Genomic DNA, 24,213 nt, shown 5'->3' with positions numbered 1-24,213 from the left:
CATGGCACAGGGTTCCGCGCTTGTCACGAGTGTCCGCCCGGACCGCCCGGACCCCGGGCGGACGCAGGAGAATGGGCGCCATGGACCTCACCATGACACTCCTCGCCGACACCCACGTCCCGAAGCGCGCGAAGGACCTCCCGGACGAGGTGTGGGCAGCGGTCGGGGCCTCGGACGTCGTCGTGCATGCCGGGGACTGGACGGAGGCGGCCCTGCTGGACGAGCTGGAATCCCGCTCGCGCCGGCTCATCGCCTGCTACGGCAACAACGACGGCCCTGAGCTCCGGCGTCGCCTGCCCGAGGTCGCGCGGGCGGAGCTCGACGGCGTACGCCTCGCGGTGGTGCACGAGACCGGCCAGAAGCAGGGCCGCGAGGCCCGCATGGAGGCCCTGTACCCCGACGTCGACGTCCTGGTGTTCGGACACAGCCACATCCCCTGGGACACCCGGACCGCGTCCGGGGTGCGGCTCCTCAACCCCGGCTCCCCCACCGACCGCCGGCGCCAGCCGTACTGCACCTACATGACGGCCGTCATCAGCGCAGGCCACCTGGAGGTCACCATGCACCGGCTGCCGCTCCGCTAACGCGGGTCCGGCCGGCTGTCCAGTGGCGTGCCCACCGGCGACACATTCCCGCACACCTGTTCGTCAGGTCAACGATCTGCCTAGGGTTTACAGGGTGAGTACCGCGAACACCACCAGTACCTCGTCCGGCCGCTCCAGCGTCAAGTGGATCCTGATGCTGGGAGCCCTCGCGGCCCTTCCGGCCATCACGACCGACATGTACCTCCCCTCCCTCCCGGCGGTCGCCGACGACCTCGGGACCACCCAGGCCGCGGCGCAGTTCACCATGTCCGGCATGCTCATCGGCGCGGGCGTGGGCCAGCTCGTCATCGGGCCGTTCTCTGACCGGTTCGGCCGACGCCTGCCCCTGCTCATCGGGATCTCGCTCCATGTCGTGACGTCGATCCTGTGCTCGATGACGCCGGACATCGGCTCCCTGATCGCCCTGCGGGTCTGCCAGGGCTTCTTCAACGCGGCCGCCTCGGTGGTCGCCATCGCCGTCATCCGCGACCGGTTCGTCGGCTCGGACGCCGCACGGCTGCTCTCGCGGCTGATGCTCGTCATCGGGGTCGCACCCCTCTTCGCCCCGACCGTCGGGCAGGCCATTGCCGGCGCGTGGCAGTGGCGCGCCGTGTTCTACGCCCTCGCGCTCATCGGACTCGCCCTCGTGCTCATCGTGTGGCGCTTCATGCCGGAATCCCTGCCCCGTGAGAAGCGGCGCTCGGGGGACCCCCGGCGCGTCGCCGGCGGCTACCTGGCGCTGCTCCGCGACCGGCACTTCATGGCCCTCGCGGTGATCCCCGGCCTCGGACTCGCCGTGATCATGAGCTACGTGGTCGGTTCACCCTTCGTCTTCCAGGACGAGTACGGCCTCAGCCAGGGCCAGTTCGCCGCCGTGTTCGCGCTCAACGGTGCGGCGATCGTGGGGTCGGCCCAGCTCAACGCCGCCCTGGTCCGGCGTGCGGCACCCATCCGCGTGCTCCGGGTCGCCGTGATCGTGCAGCTGGCATGCGCACTCGTCCTCCTCGCCCTCGTACTCACCGGTCTCGGCGGCATCGTCGGGCTGATGGCGGGCCTGTGGCTGGTGCTCGGGACGCAGGGACTGATCCCTGCGAACTCCTCCGTGCTCGCACTGCACGACTACGGACACATGGCCGGTACTGCCGCCGCCGTGATCGGCGCCCTGCAGTCCGGCGTGGCAGGCCTGGTGAGCCCGCTCGTCGGCCTCCTCGGCGGCGATGCGCTGGCAATGGTGTGCGTGATGCTCTCCGTCGCCGCCCTCACGCTCGTGGTCCTGGGCCTCGGCACACCCGCCTACCGCAAGGGCGGCTGGCGGGAGCGGGACGGCATGGACCCGGGCCCGACGGCGACGGCCGGCGAGACGGAGGAACGCGAGGCCGAGCAGGTGGAGGCGCAGGGCCCCGACCAGCGCTGATACCGCCGTCGTCGCGCAGGCCCGTGGCTCACGGGACGATCCCGATGTTCCCCCTGGCGTGGTGGAGGACCGCGTGGGCCGTGGTCCCGAGCCGCGCCCCCAGGGCATTGCCGCCCTTGGCCCCGAGGACCACGCAGCACGCCGTCGTGGTCCGTTCCACGATCAGCCCTGCGGCCGAGTGACCCGCGGCGGACTCCTCCGCCACGGACAGCCCGCTCACGCCCGCCAGTTGGGCCGCGGCCCGTTCGAGAACAGGGTCCCGGCCGTCGGACGGCAACGGGGCCGGCGTGCGTCGGCGGTGTACGCGCACATGGAGGAGGTCCAGGCGCTTGTGCAGGGTCCGCGCGAGATCGGCGGCCGCCACGGTGGCCCGGTCGCTCGCGGGTGAACCGTCGACGGCGGCGATGACGGTGTCGTACGTCGGCCGGGCTTCACGGACGACCATGACGGGGCACGACGCGCTCGAGGCGAGGCGGAGGCTGACCGACCCGATGAGCAGTTCGGCGAAGCCGCCGAACCCCCGGGTCCCCGTCACCAGCAGGGATGCCTCCGCCGAGAGCCGCGTCAGGGTCTCGGCCGGGAACCCGACGACGAGCCGTGCGCGGACCTCGAGATCGGGCTCGGCCCGGGCCGCGAGGTCCTGCCCTTCGGCGACGAGCCTCTCGGCCTCCCGGCGCAGGCCGCTGTCCTGCACGCCCGTGACCGGACCGAGATCGTGGGTGAAGAACGGCCACGACCAGCAGTGCACGACATCGAGGGGTAGCTGGGCGGAGATCGCGTACCGGGATGCCCACAGGACGGCCCGCTTCGATCCGTCGGAGCCGTCGTACGCGACGAGGACGGGCCGTCGCAGGGCGATGCCGCCGGCGCTCTCGGTCATGTCCCGGGGCCGGCCCGCCGGACGGCCGGCGCTCCGCGGATCAGCTGGCCTGGCTCCATGACGGTTGCTCCTTGGTCTCGGGCGGCGCCACCCTTCCATTATGACTGCGCCGTTCCCCGCCGGGTAGGGCCGATCTGCCCGGTGGAAGGGCCCTTCGACCCTCCCGCCACCGGACGGATGGGGCCATCATGGTCAGCACGACGTCTGCTCGCGCAGGCACATGAGGTGCTGAGGTGGAGGAGGACGGATGCCCGGCATCGAGCGTGGCAGGGCCCCGCGGCAGGTCTCGGTGTTCATCCTGGACGACCACGAGCTGGTGCGCCGCGGGTTGCGTGAGCTGCTCGAGGACGAGGGCTTCGTGATCGTCGGGGAGTCGGCGTCGGCGGAGGAGGCGGCCCGGCGGATCCCGGCGCTGTGCCCCGATGTGTCCATCCTGGATGCGCGATTGCCGGACGGTGCCGGGATCGAGGTGTGCCGCGACGTGCGGTCCGTCGATTCGTCGCTCGCGTGCGTGATCCTGACGAGCTACGACGACGACCAGGCGCTCCGGGGCGCCGTCCTCGCCGGGGCGACGGGGTACATCCTCAAGGAGATCCTCGGGTCCGACCTCGTCGAGAAGGTGCACCTGGCCGCCGAGGGGGTGTCGCTCTTCGAGACAGGGGTCCGCGAGCGCATCGTCGCCGGGCTCGTGGAAGCCTCCGTGGAGGACCCGCGCCTGGCCGCCCTCACGAGCCAGGAGAAGCGGGTCCTCGATCTGATCGGAGCCGGGCTGACGAACAGGGAGATCGGCGCGGAACTGTTCCTCGCCGAGAAGACCGTGAAGAACTACGTGTCGTCCCTGCTCTCGAAGCTGGGGTTCCAACGACGGACGCAGGCGGCCGTCTTCATCTCCAGCCCTGAGCGTTCTCCGTCTGCCTGACGTCGACCGGCATCACGAGGTGGATGCGGGTCCCGTGACCGGGGCTGCTGGTGATCGCGAGCGTGCCTCCGCAGAGCTCTGCCCGGCGCCTCATGTTCGCCAGCCCGCTTGCTCGGGCCGGGGCCGTGAAGCCACGGCCGTCGTCCTCGATCGCGAGTTCCACCTGCCCCTCCGAGGCGGCGAGCGTGATGGTGATGACCTGCGCGTCGGCATGCCGGAGCGCATTGGAGAGCCCTTCGAGGAGGATGGCCCTCAGGTGGTCCGCCCGGTCCCCCTCCACGAGGGAGTCCACCGGGCCGGAGAGGTGGAGGACCGGCTCGAGGTCGTGCCCGTCGAAGGCATCGGCCACGAGGGAGAACACCGTCGAGGTGAAGCTCGGTGCGGCCTGGGGGACGGACCGGAGGGAGTAGATGGTGTCGCGGAGCTCCCGGATGGTCGCGTCGAGCTCGGTCGTGACGGCGGAGATACGGTCCAGCGCGTGCGCGTCGGCCGTGTATTTCCGGAGTGTCTGGATGCTGAGGCCCGCTGCGAAGAGACGCTGGATGACGACGTCGTGGAGGTCCCTGGCGATGCGGTCGCGGTCGCCGAACACGGCTTCCTGCTCGCGCCGGCGGTGGGCCCGCAGCAGTTCCAGGGCCAGCGACACATGGGAGGTGAAGGACCGCATCATCTCGTGATCGACGTCCGAGAACGTCACGGTGCCCGAGGCTCGGCCGATGAGGAGGAAGTGCCGCTCGCCTTCACCGGGGAGCCTGCTGCACAGGGCGGTGTCGATCGTCTCGGCTGCCGTACCGGGGAGGACCAGGGCGAGATCGGTTCCGGTGATCAGGGCCGGCGGCGAGGTGGCCGTGAGATCCCGGAGCAGGGCGGCCCCCCGCACACGTCGCCCGAGGTGGGCCTCGGCGCCGGCGCCGTCGGCGGCTTCGCAGATGAGCCCGCGATGATGGCCGAGGTCCCGCAGGACGATCACGAGGGTACTCTGCGACGCGCGCAAGGCATGCTGCGCGACCAGCTCGAGGTCGCTGTGGGTGCCGGTGTGCCGCCCGAGAAGCTGGCGCGCGGCATCGAGCCCGCCTTCCAGCCACCGGGTCCTGCGGTTCGACTCGTCGAACAGCCGCGAGTTCTCGATGGCGATCCCGGCCGCGGAGGCCAGGGCGACGACGAGCTGCTCGTCGGCATCGGAGAAGTCCGCTCCCCCGCGCTTCTCCGTCAGGTACAGGTTCCCGAAGACCCTGTCATGGACGCGGATGGGCACACCCAGGAAGGACGTCATCTGCGGGTGATGGGCGGGGAACCCGTAGGCGAGGGGGTGACGGCGCAGGTCCGCGAGGCGCACCGGCCGCGGTTCGGTGATGAGCAACCCCAGCACCCCGTGGCCCTGGGGAAGCGGCCCGATCCTGGCGATCTCGTCGTCGTCGAGGCCCACGGTGATGAAGGGACGCAGCAGGCGGCCGGGTCCGATGACGCCCAGCGCCCCGAACCGGGCGTCGACCAGCCGGCAGGCGGCGGAGACCACCCGTTCGAGCACGGTGTCGAGGTCGAGGTCGTCCGCGATGGCGGCGAACGCCGAGAGGATGTTCTCGATGCCCGCGGTGGGGGGCTGTCCCTGTGATTCCGGGGGCAGGTACTGCGGCTGTCTGTTCACAGAACGTTCCGTCCTGTTGCCCGGGGATCGCCCCGACTCGTTGGGGTTCGGCCGTCCGTGGCCGCTAGGACCGGTCATCCAGATCCCTGCGCCGGGCTTCGTGTGCCCTCCCGCAGGTGCGCAGCGCTTCGTGGTCTCGCGCTATGGAAGCCGAGACTACACCCATGGGATTCCTTCCGGACCCCGGAGAACCGGAGTCCGGCGGGGAAGGCCCCGCCGGACCCGGCTCCGCTCAGGAGCCCGGTGCGATCACCCGCAGCCGGATACCGGTCGCGGCCGGCATCGCGGACGCCAGCCGGGACGTGAAGGAAGAGACCTCGAGGTCCTTCTGCACCGAATCCCAGGCCTCGGCCTCACCCAGATCCAGGGTGACATCGGTCGCGGGCGCGAGGCTGGCGGCCCGCCGGACCACCAGGTCCAGGCCGTGGACGTTGACCGGTGACACGCACCCGTGGACGATGATCCTCACGCTCCTGACGTCCGGGTCCGCCCGAACGAGTACCTTGAGTTTCTGACGCGTGGCCGACGGGTGTGCTGCCCGTGCCACGTCCCTCGACATCCCCTGCCTCACCGGTCGAGGGCTTCCGCAGGACCGGCCCCTCGGACACCGGCGGGAACCTCCGTGGCGCCGTCGGGAATGTCCTCGCGTCGCCGACCCTTCAGGTAGTCGAGGTCCTCCTCCGACAGGAGGTATTCGCCATGGCCGTCGGTCGTCATGGACGTACCGCTCGAAGCCTCCACCCGGTTCACCAGCGTGCGGGGAAGGACGAGGCAGCCCGGATTGGCCAGAAGCCATTGCTGCACGGTGGGGTCGATGCTGGTCCAGAGTGTGCGGATGGTCATGGTGGGGTCCTCCTCGAACCTCAGGGGTGCTGCTCTTCGCGCCCTGCGCCGTACGACGTCGTCGTCGTGCACCCATCCCATGCCAGACGGTGAGGGGTGGCTAGGGCCTAAAGTCCCGTCCGACGCACCACACCGGCGGCGTCACGTCCAGTGCGCATCCATCCGGACGGCTCCCTGGACCGGGCCGGTACACTGTGCCCTCCCCGGAGCGCCGGGGTGGTGGACCACGCGCCGGCTACGTGCCGGCGACCACGTACTCGCCGTGCAGCTCGTCCGCCAGGTGCTCGATGTCCCACGGGGTCGGATCGCCGGTGGCCACAGCGGTCAGGTCCACGACCATCCAGTTCCCGCCGCGGACGAGACGCACTTCTCCCTGCTGCGAACCGCTCCAGATCCCGTAGCTCTTCTCGAGGGATCGCTCGTCCGGGTACAGGTCCACCTGCACGTTGTCGGCGCACAGGCGCTGCTCGGAGGCCAGCAGACCCCCGTCCATGGGTGCGATCGGCTCCCCCGCGGGATCGGACTCGCAGCCCAGCACCGCGTCGACGGCACTGAAGGCCTCGTCCATGGAGCCGAACGCGGGGAGCTCGCCGTCCTCGGCCCGATCCTGGACACCGCATCCCCCGAGCAGGACTGCCAGGGAGACGGCCATGACTGCGCTGCCCGGCACACGTGTTCGCTGCATCGATCCCCCCAAATGGACTCCTGCGTGGCACTCTTCCACACGCGGGTCAGGGCGTGAAGGGTCAGCCCGTGATGGTGGGCGCGGGAGCGTTGATGATGCTGGGCACGAAGCGGCAGTAGTAGTCGGTGATGTAGCCGTCGGACTCCCGGATGCCCACCCCCACGCTCTCGCCGTCGACCACCCAGCAGCCGAGGACGGGCCGGTTGCCGTCCATCGACGGCAGCGGATGCCAGGCCTGGTAGCACCATCCTTCCGCCCCGTAGCCGCCGGGCTGCTCGATGTCGATGCCGTCCGCGTGGATGCGGATGTTGTCGCCCTCACGGCCGTGCAGCGGCTTCGCGACCCACTCGGACAGTTCGCGCGGCGAGTCGAGGTAGGCGGGCAGCAGATTCGGGTGGTTCGGGTACAGATGCCACAGGGCAGCCAGCAGGGCCTTGTTCGAGAGGAGCATCTTCCACGCCGGTTCGATCCACCGCGTGGAGGTGGGCCAGGCGAGGACGTGCCGGCCGAAGTCCTCCTTGATCATCAGCTCCCACGGATAGAGCTTGAACATCGTGGAGATGGGCTGGTCGTCGAGGTCGACGAAGAGCTTGCCGACGGCATCCCAGCCGATGTCGCTCATGTTGATACCGACAGTGGTCCATCCACCCTGCATCGCGACGTCACGCATGTAGGCCGCGGTCATCCAGTCCTCCCCGGATGATTCGACCTCCGTGTGTGCGACGTGCAGCGTGGTCAGCCCGGACGCCGCGTAGAGCTTCCGCCAGGCGGCGACGAGCGCCTCGTGGATGCCGTTCCACTGGTCGTGGTCCGGCCGGACATCCTGCAGCCAGTAGTACTGCGCCAGCGAGGCCTCGATGAGGCCGGTCGGCGTGTCCGCGTTGTACTCGAGGAGCTTCGCCGGTCCGTGGCCGTCGAACGCCAGGTCGAACCGCCCGTAGACGGCCGGGTCGGATTTCGCCAGGGACTCGGCAGCGAGGCGGAGCGCGTCCGGTCCGATGCCGATGGTGCCCATGGCTCCCGTGGCGAGGTACCGGGCGGCCTCGAGGGACATCCGGTGCAGTTCCTCGGTGACGCCCTCGAGCGTCTCCACCTCGCTCATCTCGAACTCGTAGTAGGCGTCCTCGTGCCAGTATTCGACGGCGCCGCCGTCGGGCGTGATGGTCGTGGAGTAGATGAGGCCGACGCTCTCGATCTTCGCCCGCCAGTCCGGCCGGCGGGTGGATGGCAGTCGCCGCATGTCAGCCGCCGGTCCCGCCGTTGCTGCTGCCGAATCCGCCGCGCGACACGGACGACGCCCCGTCGGGGCTGACGCCCGACCGGGAGGTCGCGCCGGACGGCACCGACCTCGTACCGCCGGAAAGGCCCGCGCCGACGGCGGGGATGCTCCTGCGGCCGGAGCCCATGGCGAGGAAGTACCAGCCGTACAGTCCGGAGGACACGCCCTGCTCGCTGCAGCGGTCGTCCTCGGCCCGCTCCTCGGTGGTCCGGTCCTGGCACACCTTCGCGTAGTCGGCGTCGATCACCTCGCCGTCGGGCGAGCACCCGGTCAGCAGTGCGCTCGCGAGCAGTGCGGTCACGCCGAGGGCGACGCCGGAGCTGCGGCGGACGCGGACGCCGCGTTCCGGCGGGGGCGCCGGTGCGCCCGGTCCGACTGCGCCGGGGTGGGAATCCATAACCACCTTTCTACCGGTGTCGCCGGGCCGTGTCATGCACGATCGGTTCCGCGGATCTCCGTCGCCTCGTGCGTCGGCCGGAGGACGGCATCGTTGCAGGGGTCTGGTCACGACGCCCCGATGGACCTATGATGTTGGCCGTCCGGCTTTGCGAGCCGGACGACGAGCGAGGAGGTGGAGTCATGAAGGTCAGTGTCGTTGCGCTGTGCGCCGCCCACCCCATGAACACCGCCTCCCCTGCTTCCGCGCCGTAGCGCGCCGTGGGAGGCCTCCCCCCAGAGGACCCACGTTGAACACACTCGAGCAGTACGGCTTCACCGACCGCATCGACGGTCTCTTCTCCTTCCATTTCCCCGGCCCGGACGTCCCGGAACCTGCCCGCGTCATCCGGGCTGATCGCGGTCGCGTGCTCGTCGCCTCGCGACATGGCATCGTCCATCTCGACGGCGGGAACTCCCTCGTCACCGGCGACTGGGCCGCGATCGAACCCGGCGGCAGTGTCATGGGCTGCCTGCCCCGGTCCTCCCTGCTCCAGCGCAAGCGGGCGTACGATCCCCTGTCCGAGGCGCAGATCCTCGGCGCGAACATCGACCTGCTGGGCGTCGTCGTCCCCCTCGACCGGCCGCTGTCGACCAACCGGCTCGAGCGGACCCTCGTCGCGGCCTGGGACTCCGGCGCCCTGCCGATCGTCATCCTGACGAAAGCCGACCTCAGCACCCGGTTTGACGACGTCGTCGCCGAGACCGTCCGGCGCGCCCGGGGAGTGGAGGTGCTCACGACCTCGGCCGAGGACCGTGACGGGCTCGAGGACCTCCGCGGGAGGATCGGGGCCGGACAGACCCTGGCACTGCTCGGTCCGTCGGGCGCGGGGAAGTCGAGCCTCATCAACGCCCTGCTGGGCGATCACCGCCAGGACACCGGCGAGGTCAGGGCGGGGGACGGGAGGGGCCGGCACACGACGACGGCGCGGGAGCTGGTGCCGCTCGGCGACGGCGCCGTGGTGATGGATACGCCGGGGCTGCGCGGCTTCGCCCTGTGGGATGCCGAGAACGGCCTGTCCGAAGTGTTCGGGGACATCGAGGACTTGTTCGGGGACTGCCGGTTCCGCGACTGCGCCCATGACCTCGAGCCGGGATGCGCCGTCCGGTCGGCCATCGAGTCGGGAGCGCTGGAGGAGCGCCGCTGGCTGAGCTACCGCAAGATGGAGCGCGAGCTCGCGAGCCTCCACCGGCGGCAGGACGCCGCGGAGCAGCGGCGCCATGCGCGGTCGTTCCACCGGGTGGCACGCGACGCGGCCCTGGCGAAGGACTTCAGGAACCGCTTCAGGGAGACCCGCTGAACGCCGTGCCTGCCACGGGGCGTCGACGCAGGGACTGCGCCGATCGTGGCCGGTGACGGCGAGGACGGACCGGAGGCGGCGGCGCGCGTGGCCTGACGCGGCGCGGGCGTCGGCCTCCGCACCGGGACGCCGGGACCGGAGACCGCGGAGGCAGGCCGTCCGTGGAAGCAGCGGGTCGCTGGGGCGAACCCCGTCGGGAGACTCATCCGGCCGTGGCATCGCGGGCCTGTCGGAGCCCCCTGTCGGATTCGAACCGACGACCCCCGCTTTACAAGAGCGGTGCTCTGGCCAACTGAGCTAAGGAGGCGTACCGGCCAGAGCCGGCGGGCGCCGTCGTCCCCGATCCGGTGGGAGGGGACGCCGAGCGCTCGTTAAGGGTAGCCCAGCGCCGGCACCGCGGGAAATCAGTGATGACCCGCAGGGAACACGGCCGGACGGCGGACACCGACGAGGCTGCTCTTCTCCAGCGCGGGCACCCCGATCCCCTGGCGGCGCGAACCGATAGAGTCGGTATCGAGACCAAACTACTGCGATGGAGCCAGTTTTGAGCGCAGCACAACCTTCCACCACACCCGGCGTCACGCCGCTCGCCGCGGCAGCGGGACAGTTCGGTGATTTCGACTTCATCGTGGTGTCCAACCGGCTCGCGGTGGACCGGGTCGTCGACGAGCACGGCGAGAGCTCGTGGCGGCGATCCCCCGGCGGGCTGGTGACGGCACTGGCACCCGTGATGGCGAAGGCCGACGGAGCGTGGGTCGGCTGGCACGGCGCACCGGACGAGACGCTCGAGCCCTTCGACGAGGCGAACATGCGCCTCGTGCCCGTGCCGCTCAGCGCCGAGGAGGTGGAGCTCTATTACGAGGGCTTCTCGAACGCCACCCTCTGGCCCCTGTACCACGACGTCATCGCGTCCCCGGAGTTCCACCGCACCTGGTGGGACTCCTACCGGAGGGTCAACGAGAGGTTCGCCGAGGCGACGGCGTCCGTCGCGGCCGAGGGCGCGACGGTGTGGGTGCAGGACTACCAGCTGCAGCTCGTGCCCAAGTTGCTCCGGGAGGCGCGGCCCGATCTGAAGATCGGCTTCTTCAACCACATCCCCTTCCCTCCGCTGGAGATCTACGCGCAACTCCCGTGGCGCCGCCAGGTCATCGAGGGTCTCCTCGGCGCCGACCTCATCGGGTTCCAGCGCCCCAGCGATGCCAGCAACTTCCTCCGCTGCGTGCGGCGCTTCAAGGGCTACACCATCAAGTCCCAGCAGGTGCACGTACCGGCCGGCGACGACGGCTCCCCCGCCTACGTCTCCCGTGCGGAGGCGTTCCCCATCTCGATCGACACGGCCTCCATCACGGAACTCGCGCACCGTCCGGACGTCATCGAACGGTCCCGGGAGATCCGGCGTGAGCTTGGCGACCCGCAGCACATCCTGCTCGGCGTCGATCGCCTCGACTACACCAAGGGCATCGGCCATCGCCTCAAGGCCTACGGCGAACTGCTCGAGGACGGAGCCATCACCGTCGAGGACGCAGCGCTCATCCAGGTCGCGAGCCCGAGCCGCGAGCGCGTGGAGCAGTACCGCATCCTGCGTGAGGACATCGAGGGCGCCGTGGGCCGGATCAACGGCACCCACGACACCATGAAGAACACGGCCATCCGCTACCTCCACCACAGCTACCCGGTGGAGGAGATGGTGGCGCTCTATCTCGCCGCCGACGTCATGCTCGTCACGGCGCTCCGCGACGGGATGAACCTCGTCGCCAAGGAATACGTCGCGGCCCGTACGGGCAACACGGGCATGCTCGTCCTCAGCGAGTTCGCCGGAGCGGCGGACACCCTGCGGCAGGCGATCCTGGTGAACCCACACGACATCGACGGGCTCAAGGGAGCCATCGTCTCGGCCATCTCCATGCCGAAGGTCGAGGCTATGCGACGCATGCGGCTCATGCGCCGCCAGGTGGTCCAGAACGACGTCGAACGCTGGTCGCAGGCGTTCCTGAACGCCCTGCAGACCGGAGGCCCCGGCCATGGCGCTTGAGGCGGAACTCCGGACCGCCCTCCGCACCCTGGCCGCCACGCCGCGACTGCTCGTGGCACTGGACTTCGACGGGACGCTCGCCCCGCTCGTCCAGCGGGCAGAGGACGCGCGGGCGCTGCCGGCGTCGGCCGCGGCACTGCGCGCACTGACAGCACTCCCCGACACGATGACGGCGCTCATCTCGGGACGTGCCCTCGACAGCCTGCGGGCCGTCGCGGACCCGCCCGAGGAGGCCCTGCTGATCGGCAGCCACGGGGCGGAGACCTGGACCGGGCCGGACGGCGTACCCCTCGCGCTGACCCCGGACCAGGAGGATCTGCTGGCCCGGGCCGTCGCCGCCGTCGAGCGGGCTGTCGCCGCCCATGAGGGGACGCGCATCGAGTTCAAGCCGGCCGGCGTCGTCCTCCACACCCGCACAGCCGCGGACGACGTCGCCGAGTCAGCCGTCGCAGCGGTGCGGGCGGAGCTCGCGCCGTTGGAGGGACTCAGTGTCACCGAGGGCAAGCGCGTACTCGAGATCGCGGTGGTCGAGGCGGACAAGGGCCAGGGGCTGACCCTCCTGCGGCAGGTGACGGAAGCGACGGGCGTCCTCTTCGCGGGCGACGACGTCACCGACGAGGATGCGCAGCGCACGCTGGGACCGGACGACGTCGGCATCAGGGTCGGCCCCGGCACGACGGCCGCGCGATTCACCGTGGCCACCCCGGAGGACTTCTCGGACGTGCTGAAGGAACTCGTGGCGTTGCGCAGATCGGGTGCACAAGGCTAGGGAACGTGTCATACTACGGGAGCGTGGCCCCGAGCCACCGGTACTGCTGGCCGACCGCGCACCACAACTGAATATTCTTCCATTCACTACGGATCGTCGGGCACGTACCTGCCCGTGAAAAGGAACCAACACCATGGCAACGGTAACGTTTGACCAGGCCACGCGCCTGTACCCGGGCACCGAGAAGCCCGCTGTCGACAAGCTCAACATCGACATCGCCGACGGCGAATTCCTCGTCCTCGTAGGACCCTCCGGTTGCGGAAAGTCCACCTCCCTGCGCATGCTTGCCGGCCTCGAGGACGTCAACTCCGGACGCATCCTCATCGGTGACCGCGACGTCACGGATGTTCCCCCGAAGGATCGCGACATCGCGATGGTCTTCCAGAACTACGCTCTTTACCCCCACATGTCGGTCGCCGACAACATGGGCTTCGCGCTCAAGATCGCCGGCGTCTCCAAGGAAGAGCGCGCCGAGCGTGTCCGTGAGGCCGCGAAGCTCCTGGACCTCGAGGACTACCTGGACCGCAAGCCGAAGGCCCTCTCCGGCGGCCAGCGCCAGCGTGTCGCCATGGGTCGTGCGATCGTGCGGAACCCGCAGGTCTTCCTCATGGACGAGCCGCTGTCGAACCTCGACGCGAAGCTGCGCGTGCAGACCCGCACCCAGATCGCCTCGCTGACCCGCCGCCTCGGCGTCACGACGGTCTACGTCACGCACGACCAGGTCGAGGCCATGACCATGGGAGACCGTGTCGCGGTCCTCAAGGACGGCATCCTCCAGCAGGTCGACACCCCGCGCAACCTCTACGAGCGCCCGAAGAACGTGTTCGTGGCCGGCTTCATCGGCTCCCCCGCGATGAACCTCCTCGAACTGCCCGTCACCGACGGCGGCGTCCTCTTCGGTGGCATCACCTACCCCGTCCGCAGCGACATCCTCAACGCCGCCGCCGGCAACACCGTCACGCTCGGTGTCCGCCCCGAGGACCTCGTCCTCAGCAGCCCGGGTGAAGGCCTGCAGGTCGAGGTCGACGTCGTCGAGGAACTCGGCGCCGATGCCTACATCTACGGCCACACCACGCTGGACGGCAAGAACCACGACATGGTGGCCCGCGTCGACGGCCGTCGCCCACCGATGAAGGGCGACACCGTGTACGTCCGCCCGGAGCAGGGCCATGTGCACCTGTTCGACACCTCCACGGGTGAGCGCCTGGCCGAGACGGTCTAGCGTCCTCGCGGACCGCGCATCACGTACGACGACGGCGGTGGCTCCACCGGACATCCCTTGGATGCCGGCGGACGCCACCGCTTCGTTTAACGGCAACTAGGCTTGAACCAGGACCACCCCAGCCCTACCTCGAAGGCAGCACCATGACAGAGACCTCGAACGCCCAGTGGCATGACGAGCCGACCGACTACGACCAGACCGGCAAGTTGCCGCGGCTGCGGCCGGCGTCGTCCGCCGATCCACGCTCACTCGGGTCCCTGAACATCACGGCGGCGGCCACCGATCCGGAACTCCTCGACCTCCCCTGGCACATCGCCCTCGAACAGTGGCCTGCGAGTGCACTCGCGGCGCTGCCTCGCGGTATCTCCCGGCACATCGTGCGCTTCGCGCACCTCGGCGGGTCGGTCATCGCCGTCAAGGAGACCAGCGAGCACATCGCCCGCCACGAGTACCACATGCTGCGCAAGCTCCAGCGACTGGACGTGCCCTGCGTCGAGCCGGTCGCCGTCATCTCCGGCCGGACCACGCCGGAGGGCGAGGAGCTCGACCCGGTGCTCGTCACGCGGCACCTCAAGTTCTCGCTGCCCTACCGTGCCCTGTTCTCGCAGACCCTGCGGCGGGACACCCTGACGCGCCTCATCGACGCGCAGGCGCTGCTCCTCGTACGCCTCCATCTCATCGGCTTCTACTGGGGCGACGTCTCGCTCTCGAACACGCTGTTCCGCCGTGACGCCGGTTCGTTCGCCGCCTATCTGGTCGACGCCGAGACCGGCGAACTGTACCCGGAGCTGTCGACCGGCCAGCGGGAGTACGACCTCGAGATCGCGCGCGTGAACATCGCCGGCGAACTGATGGATCTCGCCGAGGGTGGGCTCATCGAGGAGAAGGTGGACCCGCTCGCCACGAGCGAGCTGATCATGGACAGCTACCGCCGCCTGTGGAGCGAGCTGACGGAGCAGGAGTCCTTCGAACTCGGCGAACGCTGGCGGGTGGGTGCACGGATCCGGCGTCTCAACGAGCTCGGATTCGATGTCGAGGAGTATGCCATCAAGACGGCCGCGAACGGCACGGAGATCCAGCTGCAACCCAAGGTCGTCGATGCCGGGCACCACAGCCGGCGCCTCCTCCGCCTCACGGGCCTCGACGCGCAGGAGAACCAGGCGCGGCGCCTCCTGAATGCCATGGACGCCTACCGCGCGGACAACAGTCCGACCCTCGACGAGGAGTTCAGTGCCCACCTGTGGGTGAACGAGGTCTTCGAGCCGATCGTGCGGGCCGTTCCCCGCGAGCTGGGTGGGAAGCTCGAGCCGGCCCAGGTGGTCCATGAGGTCCTCGAACACCGGTGGTACATGTCGGAGCGCGAGGACAGGAACGTCCCGCTGGCGGAGGCTGTGCAGTCCTACCTCGATGACGAGCTGCGGCACCGTCGCGACGAGGCGGCGATCATGCTGACGGCCGACGCCCGGACGATCGGCATCGACGAGGACTCGGAGTACACCGACAACTAGGCCTTAAGAGACGAAAGGACCGGCAGCTCTCGGCTGCCGGTCCTTCTTCATGTATCGATCAGGGGCAGGTGGTGGGCTGGCCCTGGATGGTGACGGGGCTGCCGGACGGCAAACCGCTGCACGCGTCGATGAGCTGCTGCCCGAGATCGGCGGCGAAACTGGCGATGACCGCGATCAGGATCGCGCCGAGGATCGTGAACACCGCACCGATGATGATGCCGGCGAGGGCGAAACCATTGCCCATCTTCGCTTTCCGCGACTGCACGAAGGCGATGATGCTGACGACGAGGCCGACGGGTGCGATCAGGATGGCGAGGATGAAACCGACGATCCCGAGAGTCCTGCCCGGGTTCACAGTGGTCTGGCCCTGGTAGCCCTGCTGTCCCGGGTAGTTGCCCGCACCGGAGCCGTACTGCCCCTGCTGGCCGTAAGGGGACTGCCCCTGCTGGCCGTAGGGGGACGTGCTCTGCTGGCCGTACTGGGGCTGATTCTGCCCGTACTGGGGCTGATTCTGTCCGTACTGAGGCTGGTTCTGCTGGCCGTACGGCGAGCTGCCCTGCGATTCCGGAGTGTTGTCGGTCATGGTGCCCCCAAGGGAAGTCGTGGAAATGGCGGAGAGTCTCCGGCAATTTCTTGAACAGTATCATTGGGCGGCAGCACGGATCAGGAGCGCCCGCGCAACGATCAGGAGACGATCGCCTTGCCCGGGTTGAGGATGTTCGACGGGTCGAAGACCTGCTTGAGGCGGGCCTGCAGGTCGAGGACCTCCGGTGACTGCTCCCACGCGAGCCAGCGACGCTTGTACTGGCCCACACCGTGCTCGCCGGTGATCGTCCCACCGAGGTCGAGCGCCCGCTGCACCGATTCGTCCAGCGCCGACTCGAGGCGCTCCTGTGCCTGGGGTCCCTCACTCCGCTCCACCCAGAACGTGGGATGGAGGTTGCCGTCTCCTGCGTGGGCCACGACCTTCAGCTTCACCCCGTGGCGACGGGCCATGTCCTCCAGTGCGGCCACATACGGGACCAGTTGGGATTTCGGGACGGCGACGTCCTCCCCCACCCTGTACAAATCGTCGACCTCGTCGCCCCGGCTGTGCCGCCGCAGATCGATCAGCCGCTCCGCCTCCTCCGACCCTTCTTCGCTGATGACGGCGCCCAGCCCGATGAGCGCACCCCTGATGGCGTCCGCCTCCGCCCCGGCCCCGTAACCGTCGGTCTGCACGAGGAGCAGCGAACCACCCCGGCGGCGCAGATCCGAGCCGTGGGCGCCGTCGAGAGCCTCGAGCGTCCTGCCGTCCAGGAGTTCGAGGATCGAGGGTTGGACACGGGCCCGCCCGATGGCGAGGACCCCTGCGGCCGCCTGCGGGAAATCGTCGAAGAAGGCCGCCAGCGTGTGTACTGCCTGTGGGAGGTAGCGGAGGCGGACCGTGATCCCGACGATCACGCCGAGGGTTCCCTCCGAGCCGGTCATCAGCGCGGTGAGATCGTACCCGGCCACTCCCTTGAAGGTCCGGTGGCCGGTGGAGACGAGGGTGCCGTCGGCCAGCACGACGTCGAGGGCAAGCACCGAGTCGCGGGTCACACCGTACTTGGCGCAGCGGAGCCCACCCGCGTTCGTCGCGACGTTCCCGCCGATGGTGGACCACCGGTAGCTCGCCGGGTCCGGGGCGTACATGAGCCCGTGCTGTGCCACTGCGGCATTGAGGTCCGCGTTGACCACTCCGGGCTCGACGACGGCGATCTCGTCGTCCGGGCTGATCTCGACGATCCGGTCCATGAGCTCGAGGGACAGCACGACACAGCCCGTCGTGGCGTGCGCGCCACCGGACACACCCGACCCGGCACCCCGGCTGACGACCGGCACGTCGTGGCGCGTCGCCCACTGCAGGAGGATCTGCACGTCCTCGACGGACCGCGCACGGACGACGGCGACGGGCAGGGTCTCCCGCAGGACAGGCCCCTGGTCACGGGAGTACTGCGCGAGGTCTGTAGCCGTCGTGGAGACGCGTCCGGGAAGGGCCGCGACCAGTTCCTCGAGGACGGCCGGGTCGATCATGACCCTCCCATGAAGCGCCGGTATCGGGCGGCTGCGAGAGGCCAGAAGTCCCTGTAGAACTCGTAGAGGTCCTCCGGATCCGTCGTGGACCACCCGCTGTGGACGAACTCCAGCGTTGCGGCGGCATGCCCGGCATCGACACCGCCGGTAGGTCCCGGGGCCACCTCACCTCGTGCGGCCTCAGGGCGTACGGACGTCGGAGCATCCTCCGTCACCGTCAACCGCACCATCGTGGTGGACGCCGAGCCGAGGTGCCGCCATCGCAGGTCGAGCGACTGCCCGGGCCGGCCGTCGGTGACCTCGCCCCACACGTTCTCCTGCTCGTCGGCAGACGTCTCCACCAGGGCGTTGTCCTCGAGATCGAAGAAGCTCTCGGCGCCCCAGCGGCTGAGCTCGTCCGCGGGCCACCACAGGTGGAGGTGCTCGGTGAGCCCTGCCCAGGCGTGCTCGACGGGCGCCGGCACGGTAACGGCGGCCCTCAGCGCGGGGCGCGGCTCCGGATCATCGGCGGCGGAAGGATGTGAGAACAAACCACTCATGTACCGACCTTACTGCCGGCGGCTGGGTGGCATTGTTGCCTGGGCTTCCTGGCGGGTGGCCGAACCGTGTGTCTGGGGGTGGTTAAAGGGGTGAGGCCCCACCGGTGGTGGGGCCTCGTCCTTGTAATGGTTGTCCGGCGGTGTCCTACTCTCCCACACTCTCTCGGGTGCAGTACCATCGGCGCTGTGGGTCTTAGCTTCCGGGTTCGGAATGGGACCGGGCGTTTCCCCCACGCTATGACCGCCGTAACCCTTGCTACCGGCCTGACCGGGCGCCCTCCCCCGTGCTGGGGGTTTGGGTTCGGTGGCGGTAAATCTGTGGGTGTTGGTCGTGTTGTGCTGGTTGGACCTATTCAGTTGTAGGTGGTGCCCCCCGCCTGGTGCGGGGCCCTGGGTCCTTGCCTGCCCTGGTGGGGGCGGGGTGGGGACGGGTCCCGGTGGGGGTGGTTCCTGTTGTTGGTTGGGAACCGCATAGTGGACGCGTAGCATGTCGATCTTTCACCCGCCCCTGCGTCACCGTTCGTGAAGGGGGTTCGGGGTCCTGGTTGCCCGGGATCCCGTGACCACCTTGTCGTGGTGGGGGTGGGTGTGTGGTGTAAGTTATCGGCTTATTAGTACCGGTCAGCTTCACAGGTCTTTAGTCCCTGCTTCCACGTCCGGCCTATCAACCCAGTGGTCTGGCTGGGGGCCTCTCACACTCTTGGTGTATGGAAATCTCATCTTGAAGCAGGCTTCCCGCTTAGATGCTTTCAGCGGTTATCCCATCCGAACGTAGCTAATCAGCGGTGCACTTGGCAGTACAACTGACACACCAGAGGTTCGTCCGTCCCGGTCCTCTCGTACTAAGGACAGCCCTTCTCAAATTTCCTGCGCGCGCAGCGGATAGGGACCGAACTGTCTCACGACGTTCTAAACCCAGCTCGCGTACCGCTTTAATGGGCGAACAGCCCAACCCTTGGGACCTACTCCAGCCCCAGGATGCGACGAGCCGACATCGAGGTGCCAAACCATGCCGTCGATATGGACTCTTGGGCAAGATCAGCCTGTTATCCCCGAGGTACCTTTTATCCGTTGAGCGACGGCCATTCCACAATGTGCCGCCGGATCACTAGTCCCGACTTTCGTCCCTGCTTGAGATGTCTCTCTCACAGTCAAGCTCCCTTGTGCACTTACACTCGCCACCTGATTGCCAACCAGGCTGAGGGAACCTTTGGGCGCCTCCGTTACTTTTTAGGAGGCAACCGCCCCAGTTAAACTACCCATCAGGCACTGTCCCTGACCCGGATTACGGGCCGAAGTTAGATATCCAGAGTGACCAGAGTGGTATTTCAACGATGACTCCACGTGAACTGGCGTCCACGCTTCACAGTCTCCCACCTATCCTACACAAGCCACACCGAACACCAATACCAAACTATAGTGAAGGTCTCGGGGTCTTTCCGTCCTGCTGCGCGTAACGAGCATCTTTACTCGTACTGCAATTTCGCCGAGTTTATGGTTGAGACAGCGGGGAAGTCGTTACTCCATTCGTGCAGGTCGGAACTTACCCGACAAGGAATTTCGCTACCTTAGGATGGTTATAGTTACCACCGCCGTTTACTGGGGCTTAAATTCCCAGCTTCGTCCCACGCAAGCGTGAAACTAACCGGTCCTCTTAACCTTCCAGCACCGGGCAGGAGTCAGTCCGTATACATCGTCTTGCGACTTCGCACGGACCTGTGTTTTTAGTAAACAGTCGCTTCCCCCTGGTCTCTGCGGCCCCGATCCGCTCCGGCGAGCTAGTCGCCTTCACAGTTGGGGCCCCCCTTCTCCCGAAGTTACGGGGGCATTTTGCCGAGTTCCTTAACCATAATTCTCTCGATCGCCTTAGTATTCTCTACCTGATCACCTGTGTCGGTTTGGGGTACGGGCGGCTGGAACCTCGCGCCGATGCTTTTCTCGGCAGCATAGGATCACCGAATCCCCCCTTGACGGGGGTCCCATCAGATCTCAGGCTCGTGACTGAACACGAGGACGCGGATTTGCCTACGCCCTGCCCTACATCCTTAGACCGGGACAACCATCGCCCGGCTCGGCTACCTTCCTGCGTCACACCTGTTAATACGCTTACCTCCCGAGATCAGGTCCCGCGATCCACAAAAAACCACGTCACCACAAGGGTGGGCGGTCATGCTTCTGGCGGTTAGTATCCCTCGATCAGTATTGGCGGTTCTTCGCCGGTACGGGAATATCAACCCGTTGTCCATCGACTACGCCTGTCGGCCTCGCCTTAGGTCCCGACTTACCCAGGGCAGATTAGCTTGACCCTGGAACCCTTGATCATTCGGCGGACGGGTTTCTCACCCGTCTTTCGCTACTCATGCCTGCATTCTCACTCGTGTAGGCTCCACCGCTGGTTTCCACCGCGACTTCACTGCCCACACGACGCTCCCCTACCCATCCACATCCTTGAACCAAGAGAACAAGTCTCCGGCTTGGGATCTATGTGAATGCCACAACTTCGGCGGTGTACTTGAGCCCCGCTACATTGTCGGCGCGGAATCACTTGACCAGTGAGCTATTACGCACTCTTTCAAGGGTGGCTGCTTCTAAGCCAACCTCCTGGTTGTCTGGGCAACTCCACATCCTTTCCCACTTAGCACACGCTTAGGGGCCTTAGTTGGTGGTCTGGGCTGTTTCCCTCTCGACTATGAAGCTTATCCCCCACAGTCTCACTGCTGCGCTCTCACTTACCGGCATTCGGAGTTTGGCTGACGTCAGTAACCTTGTAGGGCCCATTAGCCATCCAGTAGCTCTACCTCCGGTAAGAAACACGCAACGCTGCACCTAAATGCATTTCGGGGAGAACCAGCTATCACGAAGTTTGATTGGCCTTTCACCCCTACCCACAGCTCATCCCCTCCATTTTCAACTGAAGTGGGTTCGGTCCTCCACGACGTCTTACCGTCGCTTCAACCTGGCCATGGGTAGATCACTTCGCTTCGGGTCTAGATCACGCCACTCACTCGCCCTATTCAGACTCGCTTTCGCTACGGCTTCCCCACACGGGTTAACCTCGCGACGTAACACTAACTCGCAGGCTCATTCTTCAAAAGGCACGCCATCACAGCTACAAGGCTGCTCTGACGGTTTGTAGGCACACGGTTTCAGGTACTGTTTCACTCCCCTCCCGGGGTACTTTTCACCTTTCCCTCACGGTACTGGTCCGCTATCGGTCATCAGGGAGTATTTAGGCTTACCAGGTGGTCCTGGCAGATTCGCACGGGATTTCTCGGGCCCCGTGCTACTTGGGATCCTCTCCAAACGGCGTCACGCATTACGGTTACGGGACTAACACCCTCTCCGGCCGGGCTTTCAAACCCGTTCACCTATACGCACGCACTCATTTCACCAGTCCGGCAGAACTGGAACGGAAAGTCCCACAACCCCAGTGATGCAACGCCCGCCGGCTATCACACACCACTGGTTTAGCCTCGTCCGCGTTCGCTCGCCACTACTAACGGAATCACTATTGTTTTCTCTTCCTGTGGGTACTGAGATGTTTCACTTCCCCACGTTCCCTCCACGTACCCTATGTGTTCAGATACGGGTCACCCGGTCACTCGCGCGCCGGGCGGGGTTTCCCCATTCGGACATCCTGGGATCAAAGTTCGGTTATCAACTCCCCCAGGCTTATCGCAGATTCCCACGTCCTTCTTCGGCTCCTGATGCCAAGGCATCCACCGTGTGCCCTTAAAAACTTGACCACAAAAGATCAAAAAACATATCGAGAAAACCAGGCCCGAACATACGTCCGAAACCAGATTTATCTTAGAAATTGCTTCTTTTTAAGATGCTCGCGTCCACTATGCAGTTCTCAACCAACAACCCCGTCACACCCGAACACCCGACCCCACACCCCCCACAAACGAGGGAGAACCAGGGAACAAACCGGGCGCGCAGCATGCGCGGGAAAACCAGAAACAACCAAACCCCACCCCCCGACACGCGGCACCAACCCCACACCAGGAACCCGACACGCACCCGAAGAAGAACCACCCAAGGAATCCACAAAGGACCCCTCACGTCGCCTTCCCCGCACGCACCCGGTACCCGGTCCACGACCGACACCACCCACGAAGAACAGGGCCCTGTTATCTCAGGACCCAACAGTGTGCCAAACGATTACCCGAACAAACCCCGACACGCGCTTTCCAGACACCAGCCGGCCACCATCCCCTTCCAGGGACACCAGCACCACCGGTGCGTACTCACACGCCACCAGGACCCCTCCGGGACCTATCCATTGATATTCCACCCATGAGCACCCACCGCGGAACAAACGCCCGCGCTATGGGCTGACTCCTGCAGGCCACACACCCACCACTGAGGATGGACGACATGAACCTGAGGCGCTCCTTAGAAAGGAGGTGATCCAGCCGCACCTTCCGGTACGGCTACCTTGTTACGACTTAGTCCCAATCGCCGGTCCCACCTTCGACGGCTCCCTCCCACAAGGGGTTAGGCCACCGGCTTCGGGTGTTACCAACTTTCGTGACTTGACGGGCGGTGTGTACAAGGCCCGGGAACGTATTCACCGCAGCGTTGCTGATCTGCGATTACTAGCGACTCCAACTTCATGAGGTCGAGTTGCAGACCTCAATCCGAACTGAGACCGGCTTTTTGGGATTAGCTCCACCTCACAGTATCGCAACCCTTTGTACCGGCCATTGTAGCATGCGTGAAGCCCAAGACATAAGGGGCATGATGATTTGACGTCGTCCCCACCTTCCTCCGAGTTGACCCCGGCAGTCTCCCATGAGTCCCCGGCATAACCCGCTGGCAACATGGAACGAGGGTTGCGCTCGTTGCGGGACTTAACCCAACATCTCACGACACGAGCTGACGACAACCATGCACCACCTGTAAACCGGCCACAAGTGGCTGACACATCTCTGCATCATTCCGGTTCATGTCAAGCCTTGGTAAGGTTCTTCGCGTTGCATCGAATTAATCCGCATGCTCCGCCGCTTGTGCGGGCCCCCGTCAATTCCTTTGAGTTTTAGCCTTGCGGCCGTACTCCCCAGGCGGGGCACTTAATGCGTTAGCTACGGCGCGGAAAACGTGGAATGTCCCCCACACCTAGTGCCCAACGTTTACGGCATGGACTACCAGGGTATCTAATCCTGTTCGCTCCCCATGCTTTCGCTCCTCAGCGTCAGTTACAGCCCAGAGACCTGCCTTCGCCATCGGTGTTCCTCCTGATATCTGCGCATTTCACCGCTACACCAGGAATTCCAGTCTCCCCTACTGCACTCTAGTCTGCCCGTACCCACCGCAGATCCGGAGTTAAGCCCCGGACTTTCACGGCAGACGCGACAAACCGCCTACGAGCTCTTTACGCCCAATAATTCCGGATAACGCTTGCGCCCTACGTATTACCGCGGCTGCTGGCACGTAGTTAGCCGGCGCTTCTTCTGCAGGTACCGTCACCCACCCAAAAGATGGACTTCTTCCCTACTGAAAGAGGTTTACAACCCGAAGGCCTTCATCCCTCACGCGGCGTCGCTGCATCAGGCTTGCGCCCATTGTGCAATATTCCCCACTGCTGCCTCCCGTAGGAGTCTGGGCCGTGTCTCAGTCCCAGTGTGGCCGGTCACCCTCTCAGGCCGGCTACCCGTCGTCGCCTTGGTAGGCCATTACCCCACCAACAAGCTGATAGGCCGCGAGTCCATCCAAAACCACAAAAGCTTTCCACCAACATGGCATGCGCCAGAAGGTCGTATCCAGTATTAGACCCGGTTTCCCAGGCTTATCCCAGAGTCAAGGGCAGGTTACTCACGTGTTACTCACCCGTTCGCCACTAATCCCCCCACAAGTGAGGTTCATCGTTCGACTTGCATGTGTTAAGCACGCCGCCAGCGTTCATCCTGAGCCAGGATCAAACTCTCCGTAAATGCATTACAGACACAACAACACCACCCGGGAAAACGGGTGACACCATTGCACAAAATTCGAAACCAGCCAAAAAAACCAGCCACCACACGGGGTGCGGCAACCAGCAAATTCAACCAATCAAAAAACAATCGGTATCAACAAACTTGGCACACTATTGAGTTCTCAA

Annotated in this window: 18 protein-coding genes, 1 tRNA gene and 3 rRNA genes; 8 read left to right on the top strand and 14 right to left on the bottom strand. The window is 66.4% G+C overall.

Annotated elements, in window-relative coordinates; genetic code table 11:
* Positions 1-80 precede the first annotated feature (80 nt).
* Together QFZ50_RS00110 and QFZ50_RS00105 are read left to right on the top strand one after the other, a co-directional pair.
* Positions 81-584 (top strand): metallophosphoesterase family protein, encoded by a 504-nt coding sequence (locus QFZ50_RS00110; protein ID WP_307080665.1) that lies wholly within the window; start codon positions 81-83, stop codon positions 582-584.
* 94 nt (positions 585-678) lie between these two features.
* Positions 679-1,998 (top strand): multidrug effflux MFS transporter, encoded by a 1,320-nt coding sequence (locus tag QFZ50_RS00105; protein ID WP_307080663.1) that lies wholly within the window; start codon positions 679-681, stop codon positions 1,996-1,998.
* A 28-nt stretch (positions 1,999-2,026) separates the two neighbouring features.
* Here the strand turns inward: QFZ50_RS00105 and QFZ50_RS00100 are convergent, their stop codons facing one another.
* On the bottom strand, positions 2,027-2,878 hold the full coding sequence (locus QFZ50_RS00100; protein WP_307080661.1) for a universal stress protein: 852 nt from the start codon (positions 2,876-2,878) through the stop codon (positions 2,027-2,029).
* A 247-nt stretch (positions 2,879-3,125) separates the two neighbouring features.
* Here QFZ50_RS00100 and QFZ50_RS00095 point away from each other — a divergent pair, with 247 nt between their 5' ends.
* The gene (locus QFZ50_RS00095; protein ID WP_307080659.1) at positions 3,126-3,797 is read left to right on the top strand and encodes a response regulator; all 672 of its coding nucleotides are present in this window, start codon (positions 3,126-3,128) and stop codon (positions 3,795-3,797) included.
* Here the strand turns inward: QFZ50_RS00095 and QFZ50_RS00090 are convergent.
* The 6 genes from QFZ50_RS00090 to QFZ50_RS00065 all read right to left on the bottom strand — a co-directional run bounded on the left by QFZ50_RS00090 (position 3,763) and on the right by QFZ50_RS00065 (position 8,646).
* Positions 3,763-5,442, bottom strand: a complete 1,680-nt coding sequence (locus tag QFZ50_RS00090; RefSeq protein WP_307080658.1) for a GAF domain-containing sensor histidine kinase — start codon at positions 5,440-5,442, stop codon at positions 3,763-3,765. The two genes, QFZ50_RS00095 and QFZ50_RS00090, sit on opposite strands and share 35 nt — an antisense overlap.
* A gap of 232 nt (positions 5,443-5,674) precedes the next feature.
* Positions 5,675-5,911, bottom strand: coding sequence for a hypothetical protein (locus QFZ50_RS00085; RefSeq protein ID WP_307080656.1), 237 nt, complete (start codon positions 5,909-5,911; stop codon positions 5,675-5,677).
* Between the two features lie 98 nt (positions 5,912-6,009).
* Positions 6,010-6,285: a hypothetical protein gene (locus tag QFZ50_RS00080; RefSeq protein WP_307080654.1), complete on the bottom strand. Its 276-nt coding sequence runs from the start codon at positions 6,283-6,285 to the stop codon at positions 6,010-6,012.
* Between the two features lie 235 nt (positions 6,286-6,520).
* Entirely contained in the window at positions 6,521-6,970 is a 450-nt protein-coding gene (locus QFZ50_RS00075; RefSeq protein ID WP_307080653.1) for a hypothetical protein, read from the bottom strand.
* A 61-nt stretch (positions 6,971-7,031) separates the two neighbouring features.
* Positions 7,032-8,210, bottom strand: a complete 1,179-nt coding sequence (locus QFZ50_RS00070) for a glutathionylspermidine synthase family protein (RefSeq protein WP_307080651.1) — start codon at positions 8,208-8,210, stop codon at positions 7,032-7,034.
* A gap of 1 nt (position 8,211) precedes the next feature.
* Complete coding sequence (locus QFZ50_RS00065) at positions 8,212-8,646, bottom strand: tRNA-dihydrouridine synthase (RefSeq protein ID WP_307080648.1); 435 nt, start codon at positions 8,644-8,646, stop codon at positions 8,212-8,214.
* Between the two features lie 289 nt (positions 8,647-8,935).
* On the opposite strand from QFZ50_RS00065, the gene rsgA reads away from it, so the two are divergent.
* Complete coding sequence (gene rsgA / locus QFZ50_RS00060; protein ID WP_373462230.1) at positions 8,936-9,985, top strand: ribosome small subunit-dependent GTPase A; 1,050 nt, start codon at positions 8,936-8,938, stop codon at positions 9,983-9,985.
* Positions 9,986-10,218: 233 nt separating this feature from the next.
* Here rsgA and QFZ50_RS00055 read toward each other — a convergent pair.
* Positions 10,219-10,292 (bottom strand) — tRNA-Thr (locus QFZ50_RS00055).
* A gap of 225 nt (positions 10,293-10,517) precedes the next feature.
* Here QFZ50_RS00055 and QFZ50_RS00050 point away from each other — a divergent pair.
* The 4 genes from QFZ50_RS00050 to QFZ50_RS00035 all read left to right on the top strand — a co-directional run bounded on the left by QFZ50_RS00050 (position 10,518) and on the right by QFZ50_RS00035 (position 15,516).
* Positions 10,518-12,017 (top strand): alpha,alpha-trehalose-phosphate synthase (UDP-forming), encoded by a 1,500-nt coding sequence (locus QFZ50_RS00050; RefSeq protein ID WP_307080647.1) that lies wholly within the window; start codon positions 10,518-10,520, stop codon positions 12,015-12,017.
* On the top strand, positions 12,007-12,786 hold the full coding sequence (gene otsB / locus QFZ50_RS00045; protein WP_307080645.1) for a trehalose-phosphatase: 780 nt from the start codon (positions 12,007-12,009) through the stop codon (positions 12,784-12,786). Before QFZ50_RS00050 ends, otsB begins: the two co-directional genes overlap by 11 nt.
* 133 nt (positions 12,787-12,919) lie before the next feature.
* Positions 12,920-14,008, top strand: a complete 1,089-nt coding sequence (locus tag QFZ50_RS00040) for an ABC transporter ATP-binding protein (RefSeq protein WP_307080643.1) — start codon at positions 12,920-12,922, stop codon at positions 14,006-14,008.
* Positions 14,009-14,151: 143 nt separating this feature from the next.
* Positions 14,152-15,516 (top strand): DUF4032 domain-containing protein, encoded by a 1,365-nt coding sequence (locus tag QFZ50_RS00035; protein ID WP_307080641.1) that lies wholly within the window; start codon positions 14,152-14,154, stop codon positions 15,514-15,516.
* A 58-nt stretch (positions 15,517-15,574) separates the two neighbouring features.
* Here QFZ50_RS00035 and QFZ50_RS00030 read toward each other — a convergent pair whose 3' ends face one another.
* The 6 genes from QFZ50_RS00030 to QFZ50_RS00005 form a co-directional block, all read right to left on the bottom strand.
* Complete coding sequence (locus QFZ50_RS00030; RefSeq protein ID WP_307080640.1) at positions 15,575-16,099, bottom strand: DUF4190 domain-containing protein; 525 nt, start codon at positions 16,097-16,099, stop codon at positions 15,575-15,577.
* Positions 16,100-16,200: 101 nt separating this feature from the next.
* Entirely contained in the window at positions 16,201-17,571 is a 1,371-nt protein-coding gene (locus QFZ50_RS00025) for an FAD-binding oxidoreductase (RefSeq protein ID WP_307080638.1), read from the bottom strand.
* Positions 17,568-18,110 carry a hypothetical protein gene (locus tag QFZ50_RS00020; RefSeq protein ID WP_307080636.1) on the bottom strand — a complete coding sequence of 181 codons (543 nt, stop codon included), beginning with the start codon at positions 18,108-18,110 and terminating at the stop codon, positions 17,568-17,570. Before QFZ50_RS00020 ends, QFZ50_RS00025 begins: the two co-directional genes overlap by 4 nt.
* A gap of 132 nt (positions 18,111-18,242) precedes the next feature.
* Positions 18,243-18,359, bottom strand: a 5S ribosomal RNA gene (gene rrf, locus QFZ50_RS00015).
* Between the two features lie 341 nt (positions 18,360-18,700).
* A 23S ribosomal RNA gene (locus QFZ50_RS00010) occupies positions 18,701-21,856 on the bottom strand.
* A 656-nt stretch (positions 21,857-22,512) separates the two neighbouring features.
* Positions 22,513-24,046: ribosomal RNA gene (locus tag QFZ50_RS00005) — 16S ribosomal RNA — on the bottom strand.
* Together the 16S, 23S and 5S rRNA genes form the textbook arrangement of a ribosomal RNA operon.
* Positions 24,047-24,213 lie beyond the last annotated feature (167 nt).

Source organism: Arthrobacter agilis (assembly GCF_030816075.1).
GTDB lineage: Bacteria > Actinomycetota > Actinomycetes > Actinomycetales > Micrococcaceae > Arthrobacter_D > Arthrobacter_D agilis_E.
Note: the sequence above shows the minus strand (reverse complement) of the source record. Positions and strands in the feature narration are given on the sequence as shown.

Coding starts and splice junctions, on each gene's coding strand:
- QFZ50_RS00095 (WP_307080659.1), top strand. CDS start 3,126: ATGCCCGGCATCGAGCGTGGCAGGGCCCCGCGGCAGGTCTCGGTGTTC.
- QFZ50_RS00025 (WP_307080638.1), bottom strand. CDS start 17,571: ATGATCGACCCGGCCGTCCTCGAGGAACTGGTCGCGGCCCTTCCCGGA.
- QFZ50_RS00100 (WP_307080661.1), bottom strand. CDS start 2,878: ATGACCGAGAGCGCCGGCGGCATCGCCCTGCGACGGCCCGTCCTCGTC.
- QFZ50_RS00065 (WP_307080648.1), bottom strand. CDS start 8,646: ATGGATTCCCACCCCGGCGCAGTCGGACCGGGCGCACCGGCGCCCCCG.
- QFZ50_RS00020 (WP_307080636.1), bottom strand. CDS start 18,110: ATGAGTGGTTTGTTCTCACATCCTTCCGCCGCCGATGATCCGGAGCCG.
- QFZ50_RS00080 (WP_307080654.1), bottom strand. CDS start 6,285: ATGACCATCCGCACACTCTGGACCAGCATCGACCCCACCGTGCAGCAA.
- QFZ50_RS00110 (WP_307080665.1), top strand. CDS start 81: ATGGACCTCACCATGACACTCCTCGCCGACACCCACGTCCCGAAGCGC.
- QFZ50_RS00035 (WP_307080641.1), top strand. CDS start 14,152: ATGACAGAGACCTCGAACGCCCAGTGGCATGACGAGCCGACCGACTAC.
- QFZ50_RS00030 (WP_307080640.1), bottom strand. CDS start 16,099: ATGACCGACAACACTCCGGAATCGCAGGGCAGCTCGCCGTACGGCCAG.
- QFZ50_RS00075 (WP_307080653.1), bottom strand. CDS start 6,970: ATGCAGCGAACACGTGTGCCGGGCAGCGCAGTCATGGCCGTCTCCCTG.
- otsB (WP_307080645.1), top strand. CDS start 12,007: ATGGCGCTTGAGGCGGAACTCCGGACCGCCCTCCGCACCCTGGCCGCC.
- QFZ50_RS00040 (WP_307080643.1), top strand. CDS start 12,920: ATGGCAACGGTAACGTTTGACCAGGCCACGCGCCTGTACCCGGGCACC.
- QFZ50_RS00070 (WP_307080651.1), bottom strand. CDS start 8,210: ATGCGGCGACTGCCATCCACCCGCCGGCCGGACTGGCGGGCGAAGATC.
- QFZ50_RS00050 (WP_307080647.1), top strand. CDS start 10,518: ATGGAGCCAGTTTTGAGCGCAGCACAACCTTCCACCACACCCGGCGTC.